The organism is Microcella sp. (assembly GCF_040286215.1).
GTDB lineage: Bacteria > Actinomycetota > Actinomycetes > Actinomycetales > Microbacteriaceae > Microcella.
In genome coordinates this window covers 255,923-271,823 of the sequence record NZ_JAVKCK010000006.1, presented here as the reverse complement: position 1 = coordinate 271,823, position 15,901 = coordinate 255,923, and the positions used below count along the sequence as shown (strand labels likewise).

The window sequence follows — 15,901 nt, the reverse complement described above, 5'->3', positions numbered from 1 at the left end:
CGCGACCGACTCCCTCACAGTCCGGCTCGGGCTGGGGCGCGCCCTCCGTGTCGCGTCCGACTGCCTGAGGCGAACGGTCTCCCGGCATTGTCGGGGGCATGACACGCACACAGGCACTCGGTCGCAGCGGGGAGGACCTCGCTGTCGACCATCTCGAGGCCCAGGGCTACACGATCCTGGATCGCAACTGGCGGTGCCCGATCGGCGAGGTCGACGTCGTGGCTCGCGACGGCGCCACGACCGTGTTCGTGGAGGTCAAGACGCGGTCGGGCGTCGGCTTCGGGCATCCTCTGGAGGCGATCACGCCGGTCAAGCGTGCGCGCTTGCGACGCCTCGCGGCGGCCTGGTGCGAGGCGCACGGGCCAGTCGACCGTCTGCGCGTCGACGCGGTCTCCGTCGTCGCCGACCGCGACGGCATCGCGGTCGAGCATGTGCGGCAGGTGTGCTGATGCCGGTGGCGCGTACGCTCGCTGTCGCCCTGCACGGCGTCGATGGGGCGCTCGTCGAGATCGAGGCCGACCTCGCGAACGGGCTGCCCGCATTCACGATCATCGGTCTGCCCGACGCGGCCCTCGGGGAGGCGAAGGATCGGGTGAGATCGGCCGCGAGCAACTCGGGCTGCGATCTGCCCAATCGGAAGGTCACGGTCAATCTCTCACCCGCCTCTCTGCCCAAGCACGGCTCGGGGTTCGATCTCGGCATCGCTGTCGCCGCGCTCGCAACGACCGGTGTCGTGACGGGCGAGGCGCTCGACGGCGTCGTCCATCTGGGGGAGCTGAGTCTCGATGGTCGCCTCCGGCCGGTAGCAGGCGTGCTGCCCGCGGTGCTGGCGGCTCGGCGTGCGGGTGCGCGGGCGGTCGTGGTGCCGAGCGGCAACGCGCTCGAGGCGGGCCTCGTGGAGGGAATCCGCGTCGTGGGCGCGGCGAGTCTGCGCGATGTGCTCATCCACCACGGCGCCGCGCTGGAAGCGGTGCCCGTCGACCCGCTCGTCGGGGCGACCGCGCAGGAGCCGGCGGCGGAGGATGGCGATCTGAGCGACGTCGTCGGTCACCCGGAGGCGGTCGAGGCGCTGCAGGTCGCCGCCGCCGGCGGGCACCACCTCATGTTGCTCGGCCCACCGGGTGCGGGCAAGACTCTGCTCGCGACACGATTGGCGGGGCTCCTGCCCGACCTGGAGCCCGACGCGGCCGTCGAGGTGTCGTCGGTCCGCTCGCTCGCCGGGCTTCCCGTCGGCGCCGCCCTCGTGACGCGGCCGCCGGTCGAGAGCCCGCACCACAGTGCGACCATGGCCTCGCTCATCGGGGGCGGCAGCGGTCTCGTCCGTCCCGGCGCGATCTCGCGAGCCGCCCACGGGGTGCTGTTCCTCGACGAGGCGCCAGAGTTCAGCGCTGCGGTGCTGGATGCCCTGCGGCAGCCCCTCGAGACCGGCCAGATCACCATCCATCGTGCTCGAGCGGTGGCGCGCTTCCCGGCTCGCTTCCAGCTCGTGCTCGCCGCCAACCCCTGCCCGTGCGGCCAGGCCGAGTCCCTCGACGGGGCCTGCACCTGCACTCCCATGATGCGGCGCCGCTATCTCGGGAGGCTCTCCGGGCCGCTCCTGGACCGCGTCGATCTGCGGCTCACGGTGCGCCGCGTCGGAGCGGCGCAGCTGACCACGGGTGGGGAGGGCGCGGTGACGACCGCGGAGGCTCGAGTGCGCGTCGCGGCGGCCCGCGCTCGAGCGCGCTCGCGATGGGGTCACGTCGGGTGGTCGCTCAACTCGGCTGTTCCCGGCACGGTCCTGCGGTCACGGGCCTGGAGGCTCTCTGCTCGGGATCGCGCCAGCCTCGACCGGGCCCTCGAGCGTGGCGCCCTGACCATGCGCGGCTACGACCGCGTGCTGCGCATCGCCTGGTCCATCGTCGACCTGGACGGTGCCGATCGCCCGAGTGCCGACCACGTCGGCCGCGCACTCTACCTGCGACAAGGACTGTGAGGAGCACCATGCACGACGACACCACGAACGACTGGGGTCTCGCGCCCGAGCGCATCGCGGCTCTGCTCGCACCGCTGAGGCCTCGAGCCGAGAACGCATCCGAGGGCACCCAGGTGAGCGTTCCGAGCCTCGACGAGGTCTTCGCTCGCGTGCTGTGGAGCGTCGTCGTCGAGCCGGGCGACTCCGTCGCCGGGAGTCTCGTGCAGTCGCTCGGCCCCGTCTCCGCGGCACTGCTCCTGCTCTCCCGGCCAACCCCCGAGGGCGTCGTGCGCGCCGTCGGTGCCGGGCTCGAGGGTGAGTTGAGTCGGGACGACGTAGAGCACGCTCTCGGCCGGTGGGCTCCCCGGCTGCGCTGTGATGACGTCGTGCGGGCTCTGGAGTCGGCCGCACGCTGCCAAGCGCAGCTGCTCGTGCCGGGCGACGCGGAATGGCCCGTCGCCGTGGACGACCTCGGCGCCCACCGCCCGCACCTGCTGTGGGTGCGCGGCACGGTCGCGCTCCTGGCCCGTCCCTCCGTCGCCATCGTCGGGGCCCGCGCGGCGACCGGCTACGGCGAGCACGTCGCGATGGAGCTCGCCGCAGGGCTTGCCGGGCGCGACGTCACCGTGGTTTCCGGCGGCGCCTACGGCATCGACGGTATGGCGCACCGAGCTGCTCTCGCGAGCGGGGGCGCGACCATCGCGGCACTTGCCGGAGGAATCGACCGCCTCTATCCCAGCGGGCATGAGGCGCTCCTCACCCGCATCGCCGAACAGGGCGCGCTCGTCTCCGAGGTGCCGTGCGGCACCGCGCCCACGAAATGGCGCTTCCTGCAGCGCAACCGGCTGATCGCGGCACTCTCGCGCGCCACGGTCGTCGTCGAGGCCGGGCACCGATCCGGGGCACTCAACACGGCGCGGCACGCCGACACCCTGAGCCGCGAGGTCGGCGTCATTCCCGGCCCCATCACGAGCGCTGCGAGCGCAGGCTGCCACCGCCTCCTCCGCTCAGGCGGCGCGCACTGCGTGACCTCCGTGCCCGAGGTCATGGAGCTCGCCTTCGGCAGTGACGCCGTGCTCGATCTCGACGGGCCTTGCGACACCATGGGCGCGCGCGAGCCCGCTGTGCACACGCGAGTGATCGACGCCCTCCGACCCCGTCGCGGGCAGACCGTCGCCGAACTCTCCCGCGCCGTCGGGGAGGAGCAGAGCCGCGTGCGCGCCGCGCTCGGAGCGCTTCAGCTGGACGGCCGCGCCACGTTGACCGAGACAGGACACTGGGTGCGTGCCCGATCCTGAAACCCGGTCACGCAGGGCCGCTACCATTCCCCCATGACGCAGTTGGGGCAGTACCCGCCAGCAGGGCACGTCGTCGTGCACATCTCCGACACGCATCTGCTGGGGCAGGGTCGCTCCCTCTACGGCACAGTGCCCGTCGAGCAGCGGCTCGCCGGCGCGCTCCGCCGTCTCGAAGCAGGCCCCATCCGACCCGACGCCCTCGTCTTCACCGGCGATCTCGCCGACCTCGGCGAGCCCGACGCGTACCTCCGCCTGCGGGCCGCCGTCGAACCCGTCGCCGAGCGCCTCGACGCCCAGCTCATCTGGGTCATGGGCAACCACGACGAGCGGGCCCCGTACGCGAGCCTGCTCTTCGATGAAGAGCCCAGTGACAAGCCCCAAGACCGGGTGTACGACGTGCGCGGCCTGCGCATCATCTCCCTCGATACGACCGTGCCCGGCTACCACCACGGCGAGATCACCGTCGAGCAGCTCGCCTGGCTGCGTGGCATCCTCGCCGAGCCGGCACCGCACGGCACCCTCCTCGCCCTTCACCACCCGCCCGTGCCGACGCCCCTCGAAGTGATGGCCGTGCTCGAGCTGCACGACCAGCCGGCCCTCGCTGCCGTCATCGCGGGCACTGACGTGCGGGGCATCCTCGGCGGCCATCTGCACTACTCCACCCACAGCACCTTCGCCGGCATCCCTGTCTCCGTCGCCGCCGCCACCTGCTACACGCTCGACCTCGCCGCCGACGCGCAGCGCCTGCTGAGCGGCGTCGACGGCGGGCAGTCTTTCGACGTCGTCCACGTCTACGTCGACCGCATCGTGAGCTCCACGGTGCCCGTCGAGTCCTTCCCCGAGGCGACCGGGTTCGCCGCCACCTACCGGCCCATGATCGACGCCATGGATCCGGCGCAGCGGCTCGAGAGCCTCTCAAGTAAGAACTCCCCGCTCAACCTCAACGAGGCCGCCGCGAGCGAAGCCTGACTACCGCGACGCGGCGGGAGCGACACCCGTGCGCGGTTCCGCGTGGTCGCGATACTGCTCCACCACGCACTGCAGGTAGCGCGTGATCGCCGCCTGCTCCGCCTCGTCGAAGTCGTCCAGCACCGCGTCTACACCCGCGATCATCGGCATGATGCGCCCCATCGCGCGCGCCGTCGATGCCTCTGAGGCCACGACGCGGATGCCCCGCCGATCGCTCGGGTGGGGCTCGCGCCGCACGTGCCCGAGCGCGGTGAGCCTGTCCACCACCGTCGTCGTCGCCGCCGACGTCACCCCCAGCCGACGCGAGAGCTCCGACGGCGACAGCGGGCCGCTCATGATGAGGTGCTCCATGGCGTGCAGGTCGGTCGGGTTGACCGTGAGCTCTGAGCCGAGGGCGCGCTCGAACTCCTCTGTGACGTCCAGCAGAGCGCGCAGCAGCACCGTCGGGGGCCGCACCGCGGCCATCGGCGGGCCGGTCGGCTCGGACGATTGCATGCCCACCAGTTTATGACTACTGTGACTCGAAGTTCTTGTAATACGACAATCTAACTAAAATCTCATCGTCGACTCGACTGCCCGGCACCCACCTGCTCGGCACCCACCTCCCCGCGAAGGATCCCCTCTCCCCATGCGCTCTCTGCTCCGGTTCATCACCGCCGCCCGCACCTCCTGGATCGTGCTCGTCGTCGCTCTCGCCGCCTCCGTCGCCATCTTTGCGGCCGGCTCGGGCAACGACGAGGAGACAGCACCGCCCGTGGGCCTTCCCGACAGCGCCGAGGCGGCGCAGGTCGAGGCCCTGCAGGAGCAGCTGCCGAGCGCGGACGGCACCTCGGCCCTCCTCGTCTTCACGCGCGACGCCGGCGAACTGGACGACGAGGACATCGCCGGGATCACCGAGCGCACGACGGCCCTCGCCGAGCTGTCCTCCGAGGGTTTCGTGCCACCGCCGGCGGTCTCGGACGACTCCACCGTCGCGCTCGTCGCCGTGCCGCTCGACATCGTGACCGATGTCGGGGTGCAGGCCGAGCGCGCGGACGAGCTGCGCGCGGTCGCCGCCGAAGGCCTGAACGGCATCGACGTCTACCTGAGCGGGGCGGAAGGCTTCGAGGTCGACATCGCGGCCGTCTTCGAGGGGGCGGACTTCACCCTGCTGCTGACGACCGTCATCGTCGTCGCCGTGCTCCTCCTCGTCACCTACCGCAGCCCCTGGCTCTGGCTCGTGCCCCTCGCGGTCGTCGGCCTCGCCGACGGCCTCGCCGGCATCATCGCCGCGCGCGTCGCGGCCGCCCTCGGCATCGTGCTCGACGCCTCCGTCACGGGCATCCTCTCAGTGCTCGTCTTCGGTGCGGGAACGAACTACGCACTCCTCCTCATCGCCCGCTACCGCGATGAGCTGCGTCTGCACGAGGACCGCCGCGAGGCCATGCGGCGCGCGGTCTTCGGCGCCGGGCCGGCGATCCTCGCGAGCGGCGGTACCGTCGCCCTCGCCCTCGCGACCCTCGTCTTCGCCGAGCTCGCCGGCAACCGCGCCCTGGGCATCGCGTGCGCGACGGGCATCATCGTCGCGATGATCTTCGCGCTCCTCGTACTGCCGGCCGCCCTCGTGCTCTTCGGCCGCGGTCTCTTCTGGCCGTACATTCCGCGGTTCGGCGCTCCCGACGCGATCTCGCGCAGCCCGTGGGGCCGCCTGGGCCGCGGCGTCAGCCGACGACCTGTGACGGTCGCCATCGCCGGGTTCGTCGCGCTCGGCGCCCTCGCGAGCGGGCTCCTGTTCGTGCAGGTGGGCCTCTCGCAGAACGAGCGCTTCATCGAGAAGCCCGAGGCGGTCGTCGGGCAAGAGATCCTCGCCGAGGCCTTCGCCGCAGGCAGCTCGTCCCCGGCGGCGGTCATCGCTCCCGCCGCCGACGGGGAGACCGTCGCCGCGGCCCTGGCCGACGCCGAGGGCGTGGACGGGGCGACGCTCGGAGAATCCACGAACGACATCGTGCAGGTGGACGTCGTGCTCGCAGCCGACCCGGAGAGCGCCGAGGCGTTCGCCACGATCGAGCGGATGCGCGCCGAGCTCGACACCGTGGGTGACGGCTCGGCACTCGTCGGCGGCCTCGACGCCCGGGCCCTCGACGTCGCGAACGCGCAGGAGCGCGACCAGGCCCTGGTCATCCCGCTCATCCTCGTCCTCGTGTTCCTCGTGCTCGCGATCCTGCTGCGCGCGCTCCTCGCCCCGCTCCTGCTCCTCATCGCGGTCGTCGCGAGCTTCTTCTCGGCCGTGGGCGCGGCGTGGTTCCTGTTCCAGACGCCGCTGTTCGGGTTCCCCGCGATCGACACCACCGTGCTGCTGTTCAGCTTCCTCTTCCTCGTGGCGCTCGGCGTCGACTACTCGATCTTCCTCGTCACGCGCGCGAAGGAGGAGGCCGAGCACCTCGGAATGCGGGAGGGGATGATCCGCGGGCTCGCCGCGACGGGTGCCGTCATCACGAGCGCCGGAATCCTGCTCGCGGCCGTGTTCGCCGTCCTGGGCGTCCTGCCGCTCATCACGCTCACGCAGATCGGCATCATCGTGTGCATCGGCGTGCTCATCGACACTCTCCTCGTGCGCACCGTCATCGTGCCCGCCCTCGCCTTCATCTCCGGCGACCGCTTCTGGTGGCCCCGTCGGCCCACGCTGACGATCGCCGAGGCGGATGCGCGCGGGGCGAACGCGCAGAGCGGTGCGCACGAGGCCGACCGCCAACCGGTCACCGCCGGCTAGCCCGACGTGTCGCGCGTCGCGTCACGGCTCGGTGCGGTCATGCTGGAGGAGTGCACGAGTCGACGACAGCGCTGCGCGAGGCGATCGAGGAGCATGTGCGCGCCCTCGAGCTCGAGCGCGGCGCCTCGCCGCACACGCTGCGCGCCTACCGCGGTGACCTGCTGACGCTCGTCGACTTCGTCGACGAGTGCGGTGCGGAGCCCGACCCCGCGCTGCTCGACCTCGAGTTGCTGCGGGAGTGGGTGTGGTGGCAGAACGAGCAGGGGCTCGCGGCTTCGACGCTGGCGCGTCGCACCTCCACGGTGCGCGGCTTCACGGCGTGGCTTGCCCGTACGGGTCGCGCCTCGAGCGACGCAGGTGCGCGACTCGCATCACCGAGAGCAGATCGGCACCTGCCGCGCGTCCTCAGTCGTGCGCAGGTCGACGCCGTGTTCGACGAGCTCACGGCACGGGCGACCACGGGCGACCCCCTGGCGTTGCGCGACCTCGCGATCGTCGAGCTGCTCTACGCGAGCGCCCTGCGCGTGAGCGAGCTCGTCGGCCTCGACCTCGATCGCGTCGACGCGCAGCGGCGCACGGTGCGCGTGCTCGGCAAGGGTGCGAAGGAGCGCATCGTTCCCTATGGCCTGCCTGCGCAGCGCGCGATCGCAGAGTATCTCGACCGGGCCCGGCCGGCTCTCGCGACGCCCGACTCGGGTGCCGCGCTCTTCCTCGGCTCCCGCGGCGCGCGGGAGTCTGCGCGGGGCGTGTACGCACTCGTCTCTCGGCTGCTCGCCGACCGCGGCGGGAGCGGGCCGGCGGGCCCGCACACCTTCCGCCACACGGCGGCGACGCACCTGCTCGACGGCGGGGCGGACCTCCGGGCCGTGCAAGAGATCCTCGGCCATGCGAGCCTCGGCACGACGCAGATCTACACGCACGTGAGCGCCGAACGGCTGGCCTCTGTCTACCGCACCGCGCACCCGCGCGCCTGACGGAGGGCGCGGCGCGCGACCAGAGCATCGACGCGGCGGGGTCGAGCGGCAGCAGCACGGCCCGCGGCAGCCCGCCCAGGTACAGCAGGGGTGAGACGTACTCGCCAGCGAGCCGCACCCCGAGGTGCACGCAGGCCAGTGCGCAGTGCCCCGGCGCCACAATGCCGATGATCTCGCCCGCCTCGACACGGTCGCCCTCGCGCACACTCGGCTGCACGGGCTCGACCGTCACGAGCAGCGCGCCGGACCGGATCGTCACCAGCGGCCGATCGACGACGACCCCGGCGAAGTGCACGACCCCGCCCGTCGCCGCGAGCACGGGGGCTCCGTCCGTGGCCGCGGCAACGTCGACGCCGCGATGGCCGGCGGCGTAGGGGGTCGGGGGAGCGAGGAAGGGGCGCAGGACGACGCGCGGCCCATCCACAGGCCACACCCACGCCTCGTCGGCGAGGTACGGGTCGCTGAGGTACGGGCCGCCGAGGGACGGGGTGCCGCTGGCCCCCAGACCCCCCACGACCAGGAACACGGCGGCGGCGGACGCGAGCGGAGAGCGCATGGGGCGAGCATGGCGCGCGGGCGGGCATCCGGCCATCATCAGCCGCCACCCGTGGACGACCCGACGGCTGCGCACGCCGTGGGGGAGCGGTGATATGCTGGCCTCCGCAGCCGGCTCGTTCGGCTGACTTCGCGTGCCCATCCACGGCGCACACCTCCCTCAGTCCCTCTCGGGTCCCGCTCACGCGGGGCGTGAACCGTGCGGGTGGGAGGCAGCGCCGGGCACCAGGGCTCTCGCCAACCGGTCGCAGAGCGAACAACTGAGAACAAAGGAGTACGGCCATGGCCGTCGTCACCATTCGCCAGCTGCTCGACAGCGGCGTGCACTTCGGGCACCAGACCCGCCGGTGGAACCCGAAAGTCAAGCGCTTCATCCTCACCGAGCGCAGCGGCATCCACATCATCGACCTGCAGCAGTCGCTCGCCTACATCGACCAGGCCTACGACTTCGCGAAGGAGACGGTCGCCCACGGCGGCACGATCCTCTTCGTCGGCACCAAGAAGCAGGCGCAGGAGTCCATCGCCGAGCAGGCCACGCGCGTGGGCCAGCCCTACGTCAACCAGCGCTGGCTGGGTGGTCTGCTTACCAACTTCCAGACCGTCTCGAAGCGTCTCTCGCGCATGAAGGAGCTCGAGGAGATCGACTTCGACGACACGACGCAGGGCTTCACGAAGAAGGAGCTGCTCATCAAGAGCCGCGAGCTCGCGAAGCTGCACAAGTCGCTCGGCGGTATCCGCAACCTCACGAAGACTCCGAGCGCCATGTGGGTCGTCGACCCCAAGCGCGAGCACCTCGCCATCGACGAGGCCCGCAAGCTGGGCATTCCCGTCATCGGCATCCTCGACACGAACGCCGACCCCGACGAGCTCGCATACCCGATTCCGGGCAACGACGACGCGATCCGCTCGGTCTCGCTGCTGACGCGCATCATCGCGGATGCTGCTGCCGAGGGTCTCATCCAGCGCCACCAGAAGCCCGAGGCCGAGGGCAACGTTTCTGCCGTCGAGCCGCTCGCAGAGTGGGAGCGCGAGTTGCTCGAGCAGGGCGCGGGCGCCGAGAGCTCGGAGAAGCCGGCTGCCGAGACCCCCGCGGGTCAGACCGAGGGTGTGGGCGCAACGGTCGAGGAGAACGACGCCGACGCGGCGGTCGCCACGACTGAGCCGACCACGGACGCGGAGCCGGAGCACGCTCCCGAGACGCCTGCCGAGGTCGAGGAGAAGATCGAGGCCGAGGCCGCCCCGGCAGAGAAGGCGCCTGCTGAGAAGGCACCGGCGGAGAAGAAGCCTGCTGCCAAGAAGCCGGCAGCGAAGAAGGCCCCCGCCGCTGCGAAGGACGACGCTCCCGCGAAGGACGACGCTCCCGCGAAGAAGGCGCCGGCCGCGAAGCCTGCCGCGAAGAAGCCCGCCGCCAAGAAGCCGGCGGCGGAGAAGACCGATGCCGACGCCACCGCGTCGGCCGACGAGAAGTAGAGGAGTCCCTCCATGGCCACAGTCAGCCTGGAAGACGTCAAGACCCTGCGCGAGCGCCTCGGCACCGGCATGGTCGACACCAAGAACGCCCTCGTCGAAGCCGAGGGCGACATGGAGAAGGCCGTCGAGATCCTGCGCCTGAAGGGCGCGAAGGGCAACGCGAAGCGCGCCGACCGCTCCACGAGCGAGGGCCTCATCGCCGCGCACGAGGGAGACGGCTTCGCCGTTCTGCTCGAGCTCGCCTGCGAGACCGACTTCGTCGCCAAGGGTGACAAGTTCGGTGCGCTCGGCGAGAAGGTTCTCGCCGCCGTCAGCGCGGCCGGGGCCGCGAATGCTGACGAGGCTCTGGCTGCGAAGGCCGGCGACCACACGGTCGGCGAGCTGATCGACTCGGAGGCGGCGATCATCGGCGAGAAGATGGAGCTGCGGCGCGTCGCCCGCGTCGACGGCGAGAAGTTCGAGGTCTACCTGCACCGCACGAACAAGGACCTCCCGCCTCAGGTGGGCGTCGTCGTCGCCTACACCGGCGACGACGCGGAGACGGCGCGCGGCATCGCGCAGCACATCTCCTTCGCCGACCCGCAGTACCTCACGCGCGACGACGTCCCGGCCGAGACGGTCGACAACGAGCGCCGGATCGTCGAGGAGATCAGCCGCAACGAGGGCAAGCCCGAAGCCGCTCTGCCCAAGATCGTCGAGGGCCGCGTCGGAGCCTTCTTCAAGCAGGTCGCCCTGCTCGAACAGGACTACGCGCGCGACAACAAGCTCTCGGTCGCGCAGGTCGCCAAGGACGCCGGCATCACCGTCACGGGCTTCGCCCGCTTCAAGGTCGGCGCCTAGCTCGACCGAGCGTCTCGAAAGGGGCCCCGTTCGTCGCCGCCGCGACCGACGGGGCCCCTTCGCTTCGCGCTCCCGACCGCTACTGTTGACTCGCACGACCGATGATTCTCGAAGTGAGGCCCCATGACCGCCGACCGCCGCCGCGTCCTGCTCAAGCTCTCCGGTGAGGCGTTCGGCGCCGGGTCCCTCGGGGTCAACCCTGATGTCGTGAGCGGCATCGCGCGCGAGATCGCGGAGGCCGCGAAGGAGGTCGAAGTCGCGGTCGTCGTCGGCGGAGGCAACTTCTTCCGCGGTGCCGAGCTGAGCCAGCGCGGCATGGACCGGGGCCGCGCCGACTACATGGGCATGCTCGGCACGGTCATGAACGCGCTCGCGCTGCAGGACTTCCTCGAGCAGGCGGGCGCCCCCGTGCGCGTGCAGTCGGCGATTCAGATGACGCAGGTCGCCGAGCCGTACATCCCCCTGCGCGCCGTGCGCCACCTGGAGAAGGGTCGCGTTGTCGTCTTCGGCGCGGGGGCCGGCCTGCCGTACTTCTCCACCGACACGGTTGCCGCCCAGCGGGCGCTCGAGATCAAGGCTGTCGAGGTGCTCGTGGCGAAGAACGGCGTTGACGGGGTGTACAGCGCCGACCCCCGGCACGACCCCGGCGCTCACAAGCTCGAGCACATCACCTACCAGGACGCCCTCGTGCGCGGCCTCAAGGTGGTCGACTCGACCGCGTTCAGCCTGTGCATGGACAACGGCATGCCGATGGTCGTGTTCGGCATGGAGCCCGAGGGCAACGTCGCGAGGGCCATCCGCGGCGAGCACATCGGCACGCGCGTCTCGAACTGACGCGGCGGCGTCATGATCGCCGCACTGCTCATCGCGGGCGCCGCTCTCGCTCACGCGAGCTGGAACGTCGCGATGAAGCGAGCCGGCACGAGCGGAACCGCGTTCATCGCGGCGACCCTGCTCGTGGGTGTGATCGCCTTCGCCCCGTTCGGCGTCGCCTCGCTCGCGAGCGAGCCCGCATCGGCGTTCGGCTGGCTCGTGATGGCCCTCGTCGCCGGCAGTGCTGCGTGGCAACTGGCGTACTTCCTGCTGCTGCAGCGCGGGTACCGGCTCGCCGACGTCGGCGTCGTGTACCCGGTGGCGCGCGGCGTCGGGCCCCTCCTGAGCGTCATCGCGGCGATCGTTCTGCTCGGCGAGCGGCCGGGGCCGCTCGCGCTCGTCGGCGCCCTGCTGGTCGTCACCGGGGTCGTCGTCATCGGTGTGGCGGGTGCGCGGCGCCCGATCACGGACGAGGGGCGGCGCTCGCGGGGCATCCGATACGGAGCCGCGGTGGGCGTCGTCATCGCCGCGTACACGCTGTGGGATGCCGCCGCGGTAACGCTGGCCGGTCTTCCCCCGGTCGGCTACTACTGGGCGAGCATGGCCGTGCAGCTGATCGTGCTCGGCGCGATCGCGCTGCGCGCGCCGTCGACCGCGGTGGAGTCGGTGCGGGCGCATCCGCTTGCCGTCGTCGTGGTTGGCGTGCTCTCGCCGCTGGCGTACATCGCAATCCTGTACGCGTACCAGCTCGCGCCGGTCGCGATCGTCGCGCCGGCGCGCGAGGTCAGTGTCGTGCTCATCGCCCTGGCGGGGTGGATGCTGTTCCGCGAGCCGCACCCCGGCCGGCGCATCCTCGGCAGCGTTGTGGTGTTGGGGGGCGTCGCTTTGCTCGCGCTGGGCTGAGCCGAGCACGGGCCCGAACCGGGTGGAGGCGCGCGTGCGGCAGAGGCCGGGCATCCCGACCGGCAATCGGCCCGTGACCACTAGACTGGCCGTCGACCCACCGAAGGAGCCGCCCGTGATCGCCGACGTTCTCGCTGAAGCCGCAGACAAGATGACCAAGGCCGTCGAGGTCGCCAAGGAGGACTTCTCGACTGTCCGCACCGGGCGTGCGAACCCGCAGCTGTTCCAGAAGATCCTCGTCGACTACTACGGCTCGCCGACGCCCCTCGCGCAGCTCGCGAGCCTGCAGAACCCCGAGGCGCGCACACTCATCATCACGCCGTACGACAAGACGGCGCTCAAAGAGATCGAGCGTGCGATCGTGAACTTTCCGAACCTCGGGGCGAGCCCCAACAACGACGGCGAGATCATCCGTGTGACGATGCCCGAGCTCACGGAGGAGCGCCGCAAGGAGTACGTGAAGATCGTCAAGGGCAAGGCGGAGGACTGCAAGGTCGCCATCCGCAACATCCGTCGTAAGGCGAAGGACGACCTGGACGGCCTCAAGAGCGAGGTCGGCGATGACGAGGTCGCACGCGCTGAGAAGGACCTGGAGGCGCTCACGAAGAAGCACACCGACGCCGCCGATGAGGCCCTCAAGAAGAAGGAAGCCGAGCTCCTCGAGGTCTAAATGCCCCCGGAGCCCGCCGAACCCACCCCCCCGACCTCCGTGGAGGCGTCTGCAACGCAGCAGCCCGCCGCGCAGGAGCCTGCCGCCCAGGGCGCCGCCGAGCCGGTGCGGGCGCCGCGCCGCCGCCTTTTCCCTGCGAGAGGCGGGCGCCCGCGCTCCGACGTCGAGGCCGCCCTCCACGACGTCGAGACGGCCCTGCACGATCTGGAGACCCGGGCACGCGAGATGGATGCCCGGGTGGAGGCCCGCGTCGGCCGCAACCTTCCCAAGGCGATCCTCTTCGGCCTGATCCTCGGCTTCGCCCTGCTGTTCAGCCTCATCGTCGTCAAAGAGATCTTCATGCTCTTCGGAGCGGCACTGGTGGCCTTCACGGCCTACGAGCTGGCGAGCGCGCTGCGCTTCGCGGGCCGTGACGTGCCGCGCATCCCACTGGTGATCGCGGCGGTGGGCGTCATCGCGCCCGCGTTCTACCTCGGAGCGGAAGGCCTCTGGTGGGCGATTCTGGGGGGAGTCGCGTTCGTGAGCCTGTGGCGCCTGGCCGAGCAGCTGATCCCGGCCCGGCGGACGGCGGCGGCCTCCCTGGGCACCGATCTCGGGGCGGGCATCCTCGTGCTCGCCTACGTCGCTCTGCTGGGCGGTTTCGCGGTCGTGATGGCCGGCCAGCCGGGCGGGCAGTGGTGGGTGCTTGCGTACCTCATCGTGGTCATCAGCATCGACACCGGGGCGTACGCCTCCGGTCTCCTCTTCGGCAAGCACCCGATGGCGCCCCGCATCAGCCCGAAGAAGACCTGGGAGGGCTTCGCCGGGTCGGTCGTCGTCGCGATCATCGCCTCCGTACTGCTGGGGCTCTTCATGATCGGCATCGAGTGGTGGATCGGCGCGCTGCTCGGGCTCGCGCTCGTCGCCGCGGCGACGCTCGGTGATCTCACCGAATCGCTCATCAAGCGCGATCTGGGCATCAAGGACATCTCCACCTGGCTGCCGGGCCACGGCGGGTTCCTCGACCGACTCGACTCGATCTTGCCGGCGACGGTGGTGGCGTACGTCTTCTTCGTCGTCGTCTCCTGAGTCCGTGCGGCTGGGGCAGAATGGTGACGTGACCTCCACGTTTCCCGCTCCGCGTCCGGGCAAGCCGGGCTACGACATCGACGAGGTCGAGCTCTTCCTCGAGGTCGCTCGCACGGCCTACGGCGCGGCGCCGGGCGCGGAGGGGTCGCTCACGAGCGACGACATCCGCCACACCGCCTTCCGGGTGCGCCGCCGCGGCGGGTACTCGGCACGCCACGTCGATGCTGCGCTCGAGCGTCTCGAGGAGGCCTTCGCCGCGCGGGAGCGCGAGCGGGCGATCGCCGAGCGCGGCCAAGAGGCCGTCGACGCCGAGTCGCGGGCGACAGCGCAGGACATCGTCGATCGGCTCGCACGGCCCGAGGGTCGCCGGTTCCGCCGTGTGAACGCCCTTGTGCGCGGCTACCGCCCGAGCGACGTCGACGCGTTCATGGTGCGCGTCAGCCGGTACTTCCAGGAGGGCGCTCCGCTCACGGTGGAGAACGTGCGCACGATCGCCTTCCGCCCCGCCTTCCGGGGATACGAAGAGACGCAGGTCGACCTGCTGCTCGACACGACGATCCGTCTCATGCTGGCCGTGCGCTGAGCCTCGCCTGGGCTGTTCGGGCTAGACTGGCCACTCGTGGGTAGGCATGCAGCGGCGAAGGCGCGCCCCACCGCGTCGAGTCGACCCGGTGAGGGCGCTGCGAACCGCGCTCGGGCCACCCCCGGCGTGCCGACGATCGAGCGCCACGTGCGCTCCGCGTGGTCGTTGCCGCTCTTCGCCTCGGCGGCAAGCCTCGCGTTCGTGCTCGCCGCCGTCACCGACCCGACCTCCGGCCTGAGCCTCGCGGCGGAGCAGACGGAGGCGCCCGCCGCCGTCGACTCGCAGACCTACATCGCCTCCGACGATCACGAGATCGACGCTGATCGGGGGGAGTGGACGACGAGCCGAGTTGTCACCTACGGGGTGGCGCCCGCGGCGGGCACGCCCGACCCCGGCACCGCCCAGGCGATCGCCGCCGACATGGTGGCGGCCCGGGGCTGGAGCAGTGCGGAGTTCGACTGCCTCGTCGCCCTCTGGAACAAGGAGTCGGGCTGGAACGTGTACGCGCACAACGCGAGCTCGGGCGCCTACGGCATTCCTCAGTCCCTGCCCGGCAGCAAGATGGCGAGCGCTGGTTCTGACTGGGCGACGAACCCTCGCACGCAGATCACCTGGGGCCTCGGGTACATCGAGGCGCGCTACGGCACGCCGTGCGGCGCCTGGGCGACGAGCCAGCGCATCGGCTGGTACTAGGCTCCCTCGGTATGCCCCGCAGCAACCGTTCGCGTCGCCGTCGCGCCGCGGAGGAGCCGTCTGAGCTCGACCTCGAGCGCATCCGGCTCGGCATGCGCCGCACCGAGGTGAAGCGCTCCGGTGCCTGGAACGTGCAACCGGTGGGCGCTGCTGCCGCGCAGAAGGTCTACACCTGCCCGGGGTGCGGCGCGGAGGTGCCCGTCGGGGTGGCGCACGTCGTCGCCTGGCGTGCCGACGGCCTCATGGGCGAGCAGGCCGACCTCGCCGCTCGGCGCCACTGGCACGCGAGGTGCTGGCAGATCGAGCCATGATCCGCACCCCTGACGACGCGAGGGGCGTCGCAGCGCACGACGAACGAGAGG

General features: G+C 71.4%; 15 protein-coding genes and 2 pseudogenes. 15 read left to right on the top strand and 2 right to left on the bottom strand.

Annotated features, from left to right (window positions below; genetic code table 11):
* Positions 1-98 precede the first annotated feature (98 nt).
* Genes RJQ01_RS03655 through RJQ01_RS03640 form a run of 4 tightly spaced genes read left to right on the top strand, consistent with a single transcriptional unit; the run spans position 99 to position 4,221 of the window.
* Positions 99-449 carry a YraN family protein gene (locus tag RJQ01_RS03655; RefSeq protein WP_350475354.1) on the top strand — a complete coding sequence of 117 codons (351 nt, stop codon included), beginning with the start codon at positions 99-101 and terminating at the stop codon, positions 447-449.
* A complete protein-coding gene (locus RJQ01_RS03650) occupies positions 449-1,975 on the top strand; it encodes a YifB family Mg chelatase-like AAA ATPase (RefSeq protein WP_350475353.1) in 1,527 nt (508 codons plus the stop codon). Before RJQ01_RS03655 ends, RJQ01_RS03650 begins: the two co-directional genes overlap by 1 nt.
* An 8-nt stretch (positions 1,976-1,983) precedes the next feature.
* Entirely contained in the window at positions 1,984-3,252 is a 1,269-nt protein-coding gene (gene dprA, locus RJQ01_RS03645; RefSeq protein WP_350475352.1) for a DNA-processing protein DprA, read from the top strand.
* Positions 3,253-3,285: 33 nt separating this feature from the next.
* Positions 3,286-4,221, top strand: a complete 936-nt coding sequence (locus RJQ01_RS03640) for a phosphodiesterase (RefSeq protein ID WP_350475351.1) — start codon at positions 3,286-3,288, stop codon at positions 4,219-4,221.
* On the opposite strand, the gene RJQ01_RS03635 is transcribed toward RJQ01_RS03640, so the two are convergent.
* Complete coding sequence (locus RJQ01_RS03635) at positions 4,222-4,716, bottom strand: MarR family winged helix-turn-helix transcriptional regulator (protein WP_350475350.1); 495 nt, start codon at positions 4,714-4,716, stop codon at positions 4,222-4,224.
* A 133-nt stretch (positions 4,717-4,849) separates the two neighbouring features.
* On the opposite strand from RJQ01_RS03635, the gene RJQ01_RS03630 reads away from it, so the two are divergent.
* Both RJQ01_RS03630 and RJQ01_RS03625 read left to right on the top strand, forming a co-directional pair.
* The gene (locus RJQ01_RS03630) at positions 4,850-6,970 is read left to right on the top strand and encodes an MMPL family transporter (RefSeq protein ID WP_350475349.1); all 2,121 of its coding nucleotides are present in this window, start codon (positions 4,850-4,852) and stop codon (positions 6,968-6,970) included.
* Positions 6,971-7,020: 50 nt separating this feature from the next.
* Positions 7,021-7,944, top strand: coding sequence for a tyrosine recombinase XerC (locus tag RJQ01_RS03625; protein WP_350475348.1), 924 nt, complete (start codon positions 7,021-7,023; stop codon positions 7,942-7,944).
* Positions 7,945-8,092: 148 nt separating this feature from the next.
* Here the strand turns inward: RJQ01_RS03625 and RJQ01_RS03620 are convergent.
* A pseudogene (locus tag RJQ01_RS03620) lies at positions 8,093-8,500 on the bottom strand (peptidoglycan DD-metalloendopeptidase family protein); the annotation flags it as partial.
* A 281-nt stretch (positions 8,501-8,781) separates the two neighbouring features.
* Here RJQ01_RS03620 and rpsB point away from each other — a divergent pair.
* From rpsB to RJQ01_RS03575, 9 genes and pseudogenes are all read left to right on the top strand, one after another.
* Positions 8,782-9,765: pseudogene (gene rpsB, locus RJQ01_RS03615) on the top strand (30S ribosomal protein S2); the annotation flags it as partial.
* A 216-nt stretch (positions 9,766-9,981) separates the two neighbouring features.
* On the top strand, positions 9,982-10,809 hold the full coding sequence (gene tsf / locus RJQ01_RS03610; protein ID WP_350475347.1) for a translation elongation factor Ts: 828 nt from the start codon (positions 9,982-9,984) through the stop codon (positions 10,807-10,809).
* Between the two features lie 123 nt (positions 10,810-10,932).
* The gene (gene pyrH / locus RJQ01_RS03605; protein WP_350475346.1) at positions 10,933-11,643 is read left to right on the top strand and encodes a UMP kinase; all 711 of its coding nucleotides are present in this window, start codon (positions 10,933-10,935) and stop codon (positions 11,641-11,643) included.
* Between the two features lie 12 nt (positions 11,644-11,655).
* Positions 11,656-12,525 carry an EamA family transporter gene (locus RJQ01_RS03600; RefSeq protein ID WP_350475345.1) on the top strand — a complete coding sequence of 290 codons (870 nt, stop codon included), beginning with the start codon at positions 11,656-11,658 and terminating at the stop codon, positions 12,523-12,525.
* Positions 12,526-12,640: 115 nt separating this feature from the next.
* Complete coding sequence (frr, locus tag RJQ01_RS03595) at positions 12,641-13,195, top strand: ribosome recycling factor (protein WP_350475433.1); 555 nt, start codon at positions 12,641-12,643, stop codon at positions 13,193-13,195.
* The gene (locus RJQ01_RS03590; RefSeq protein WP_350475344.1) at positions 13,196-14,263 is read left to right on the top strand and encodes a phosphatidate cytidylyltransferase; all 1,068 of its coding nucleotides are present in this window, start codon (positions 13,196-13,198) and stop codon (positions 14,261-14,263) included. It begins immediately after the preceding gene.
* Between the two features lie 28 nt (positions 14,264-14,291).
* Entirely contained in the window at positions 14,292-14,846 is a 555-nt protein-coding gene (locus tag RJQ01_RS03585) for a DivIVA domain-containing protein (RefSeq protein WP_350475343.1), read from the top strand.
* A gap of 36 nt (positions 14,847-14,882) precedes the next feature.
* Positions 14,883-15,539, top strand: coding sequence for an aggregation-promoting factor C-terminal-like domain-containing protein (locus tag RJQ01_RS03580; protein WP_350475342.1), 657 nt, complete (start codon positions 14,883-14,885; stop codon positions 15,537-15,539).
* Between the two features lie 11 nt (positions 15,540-15,550).
* Entirely contained in the window at positions 15,551-15,850 is a 300-nt protein-coding gene (locus RJQ01_RS03575) for an Rv1322 family protein (protein WP_350475341.1), read from the top strand.
* The last annotated feature ends 51 nt before the right edge of the window (positions 15,851-15,901 follow it).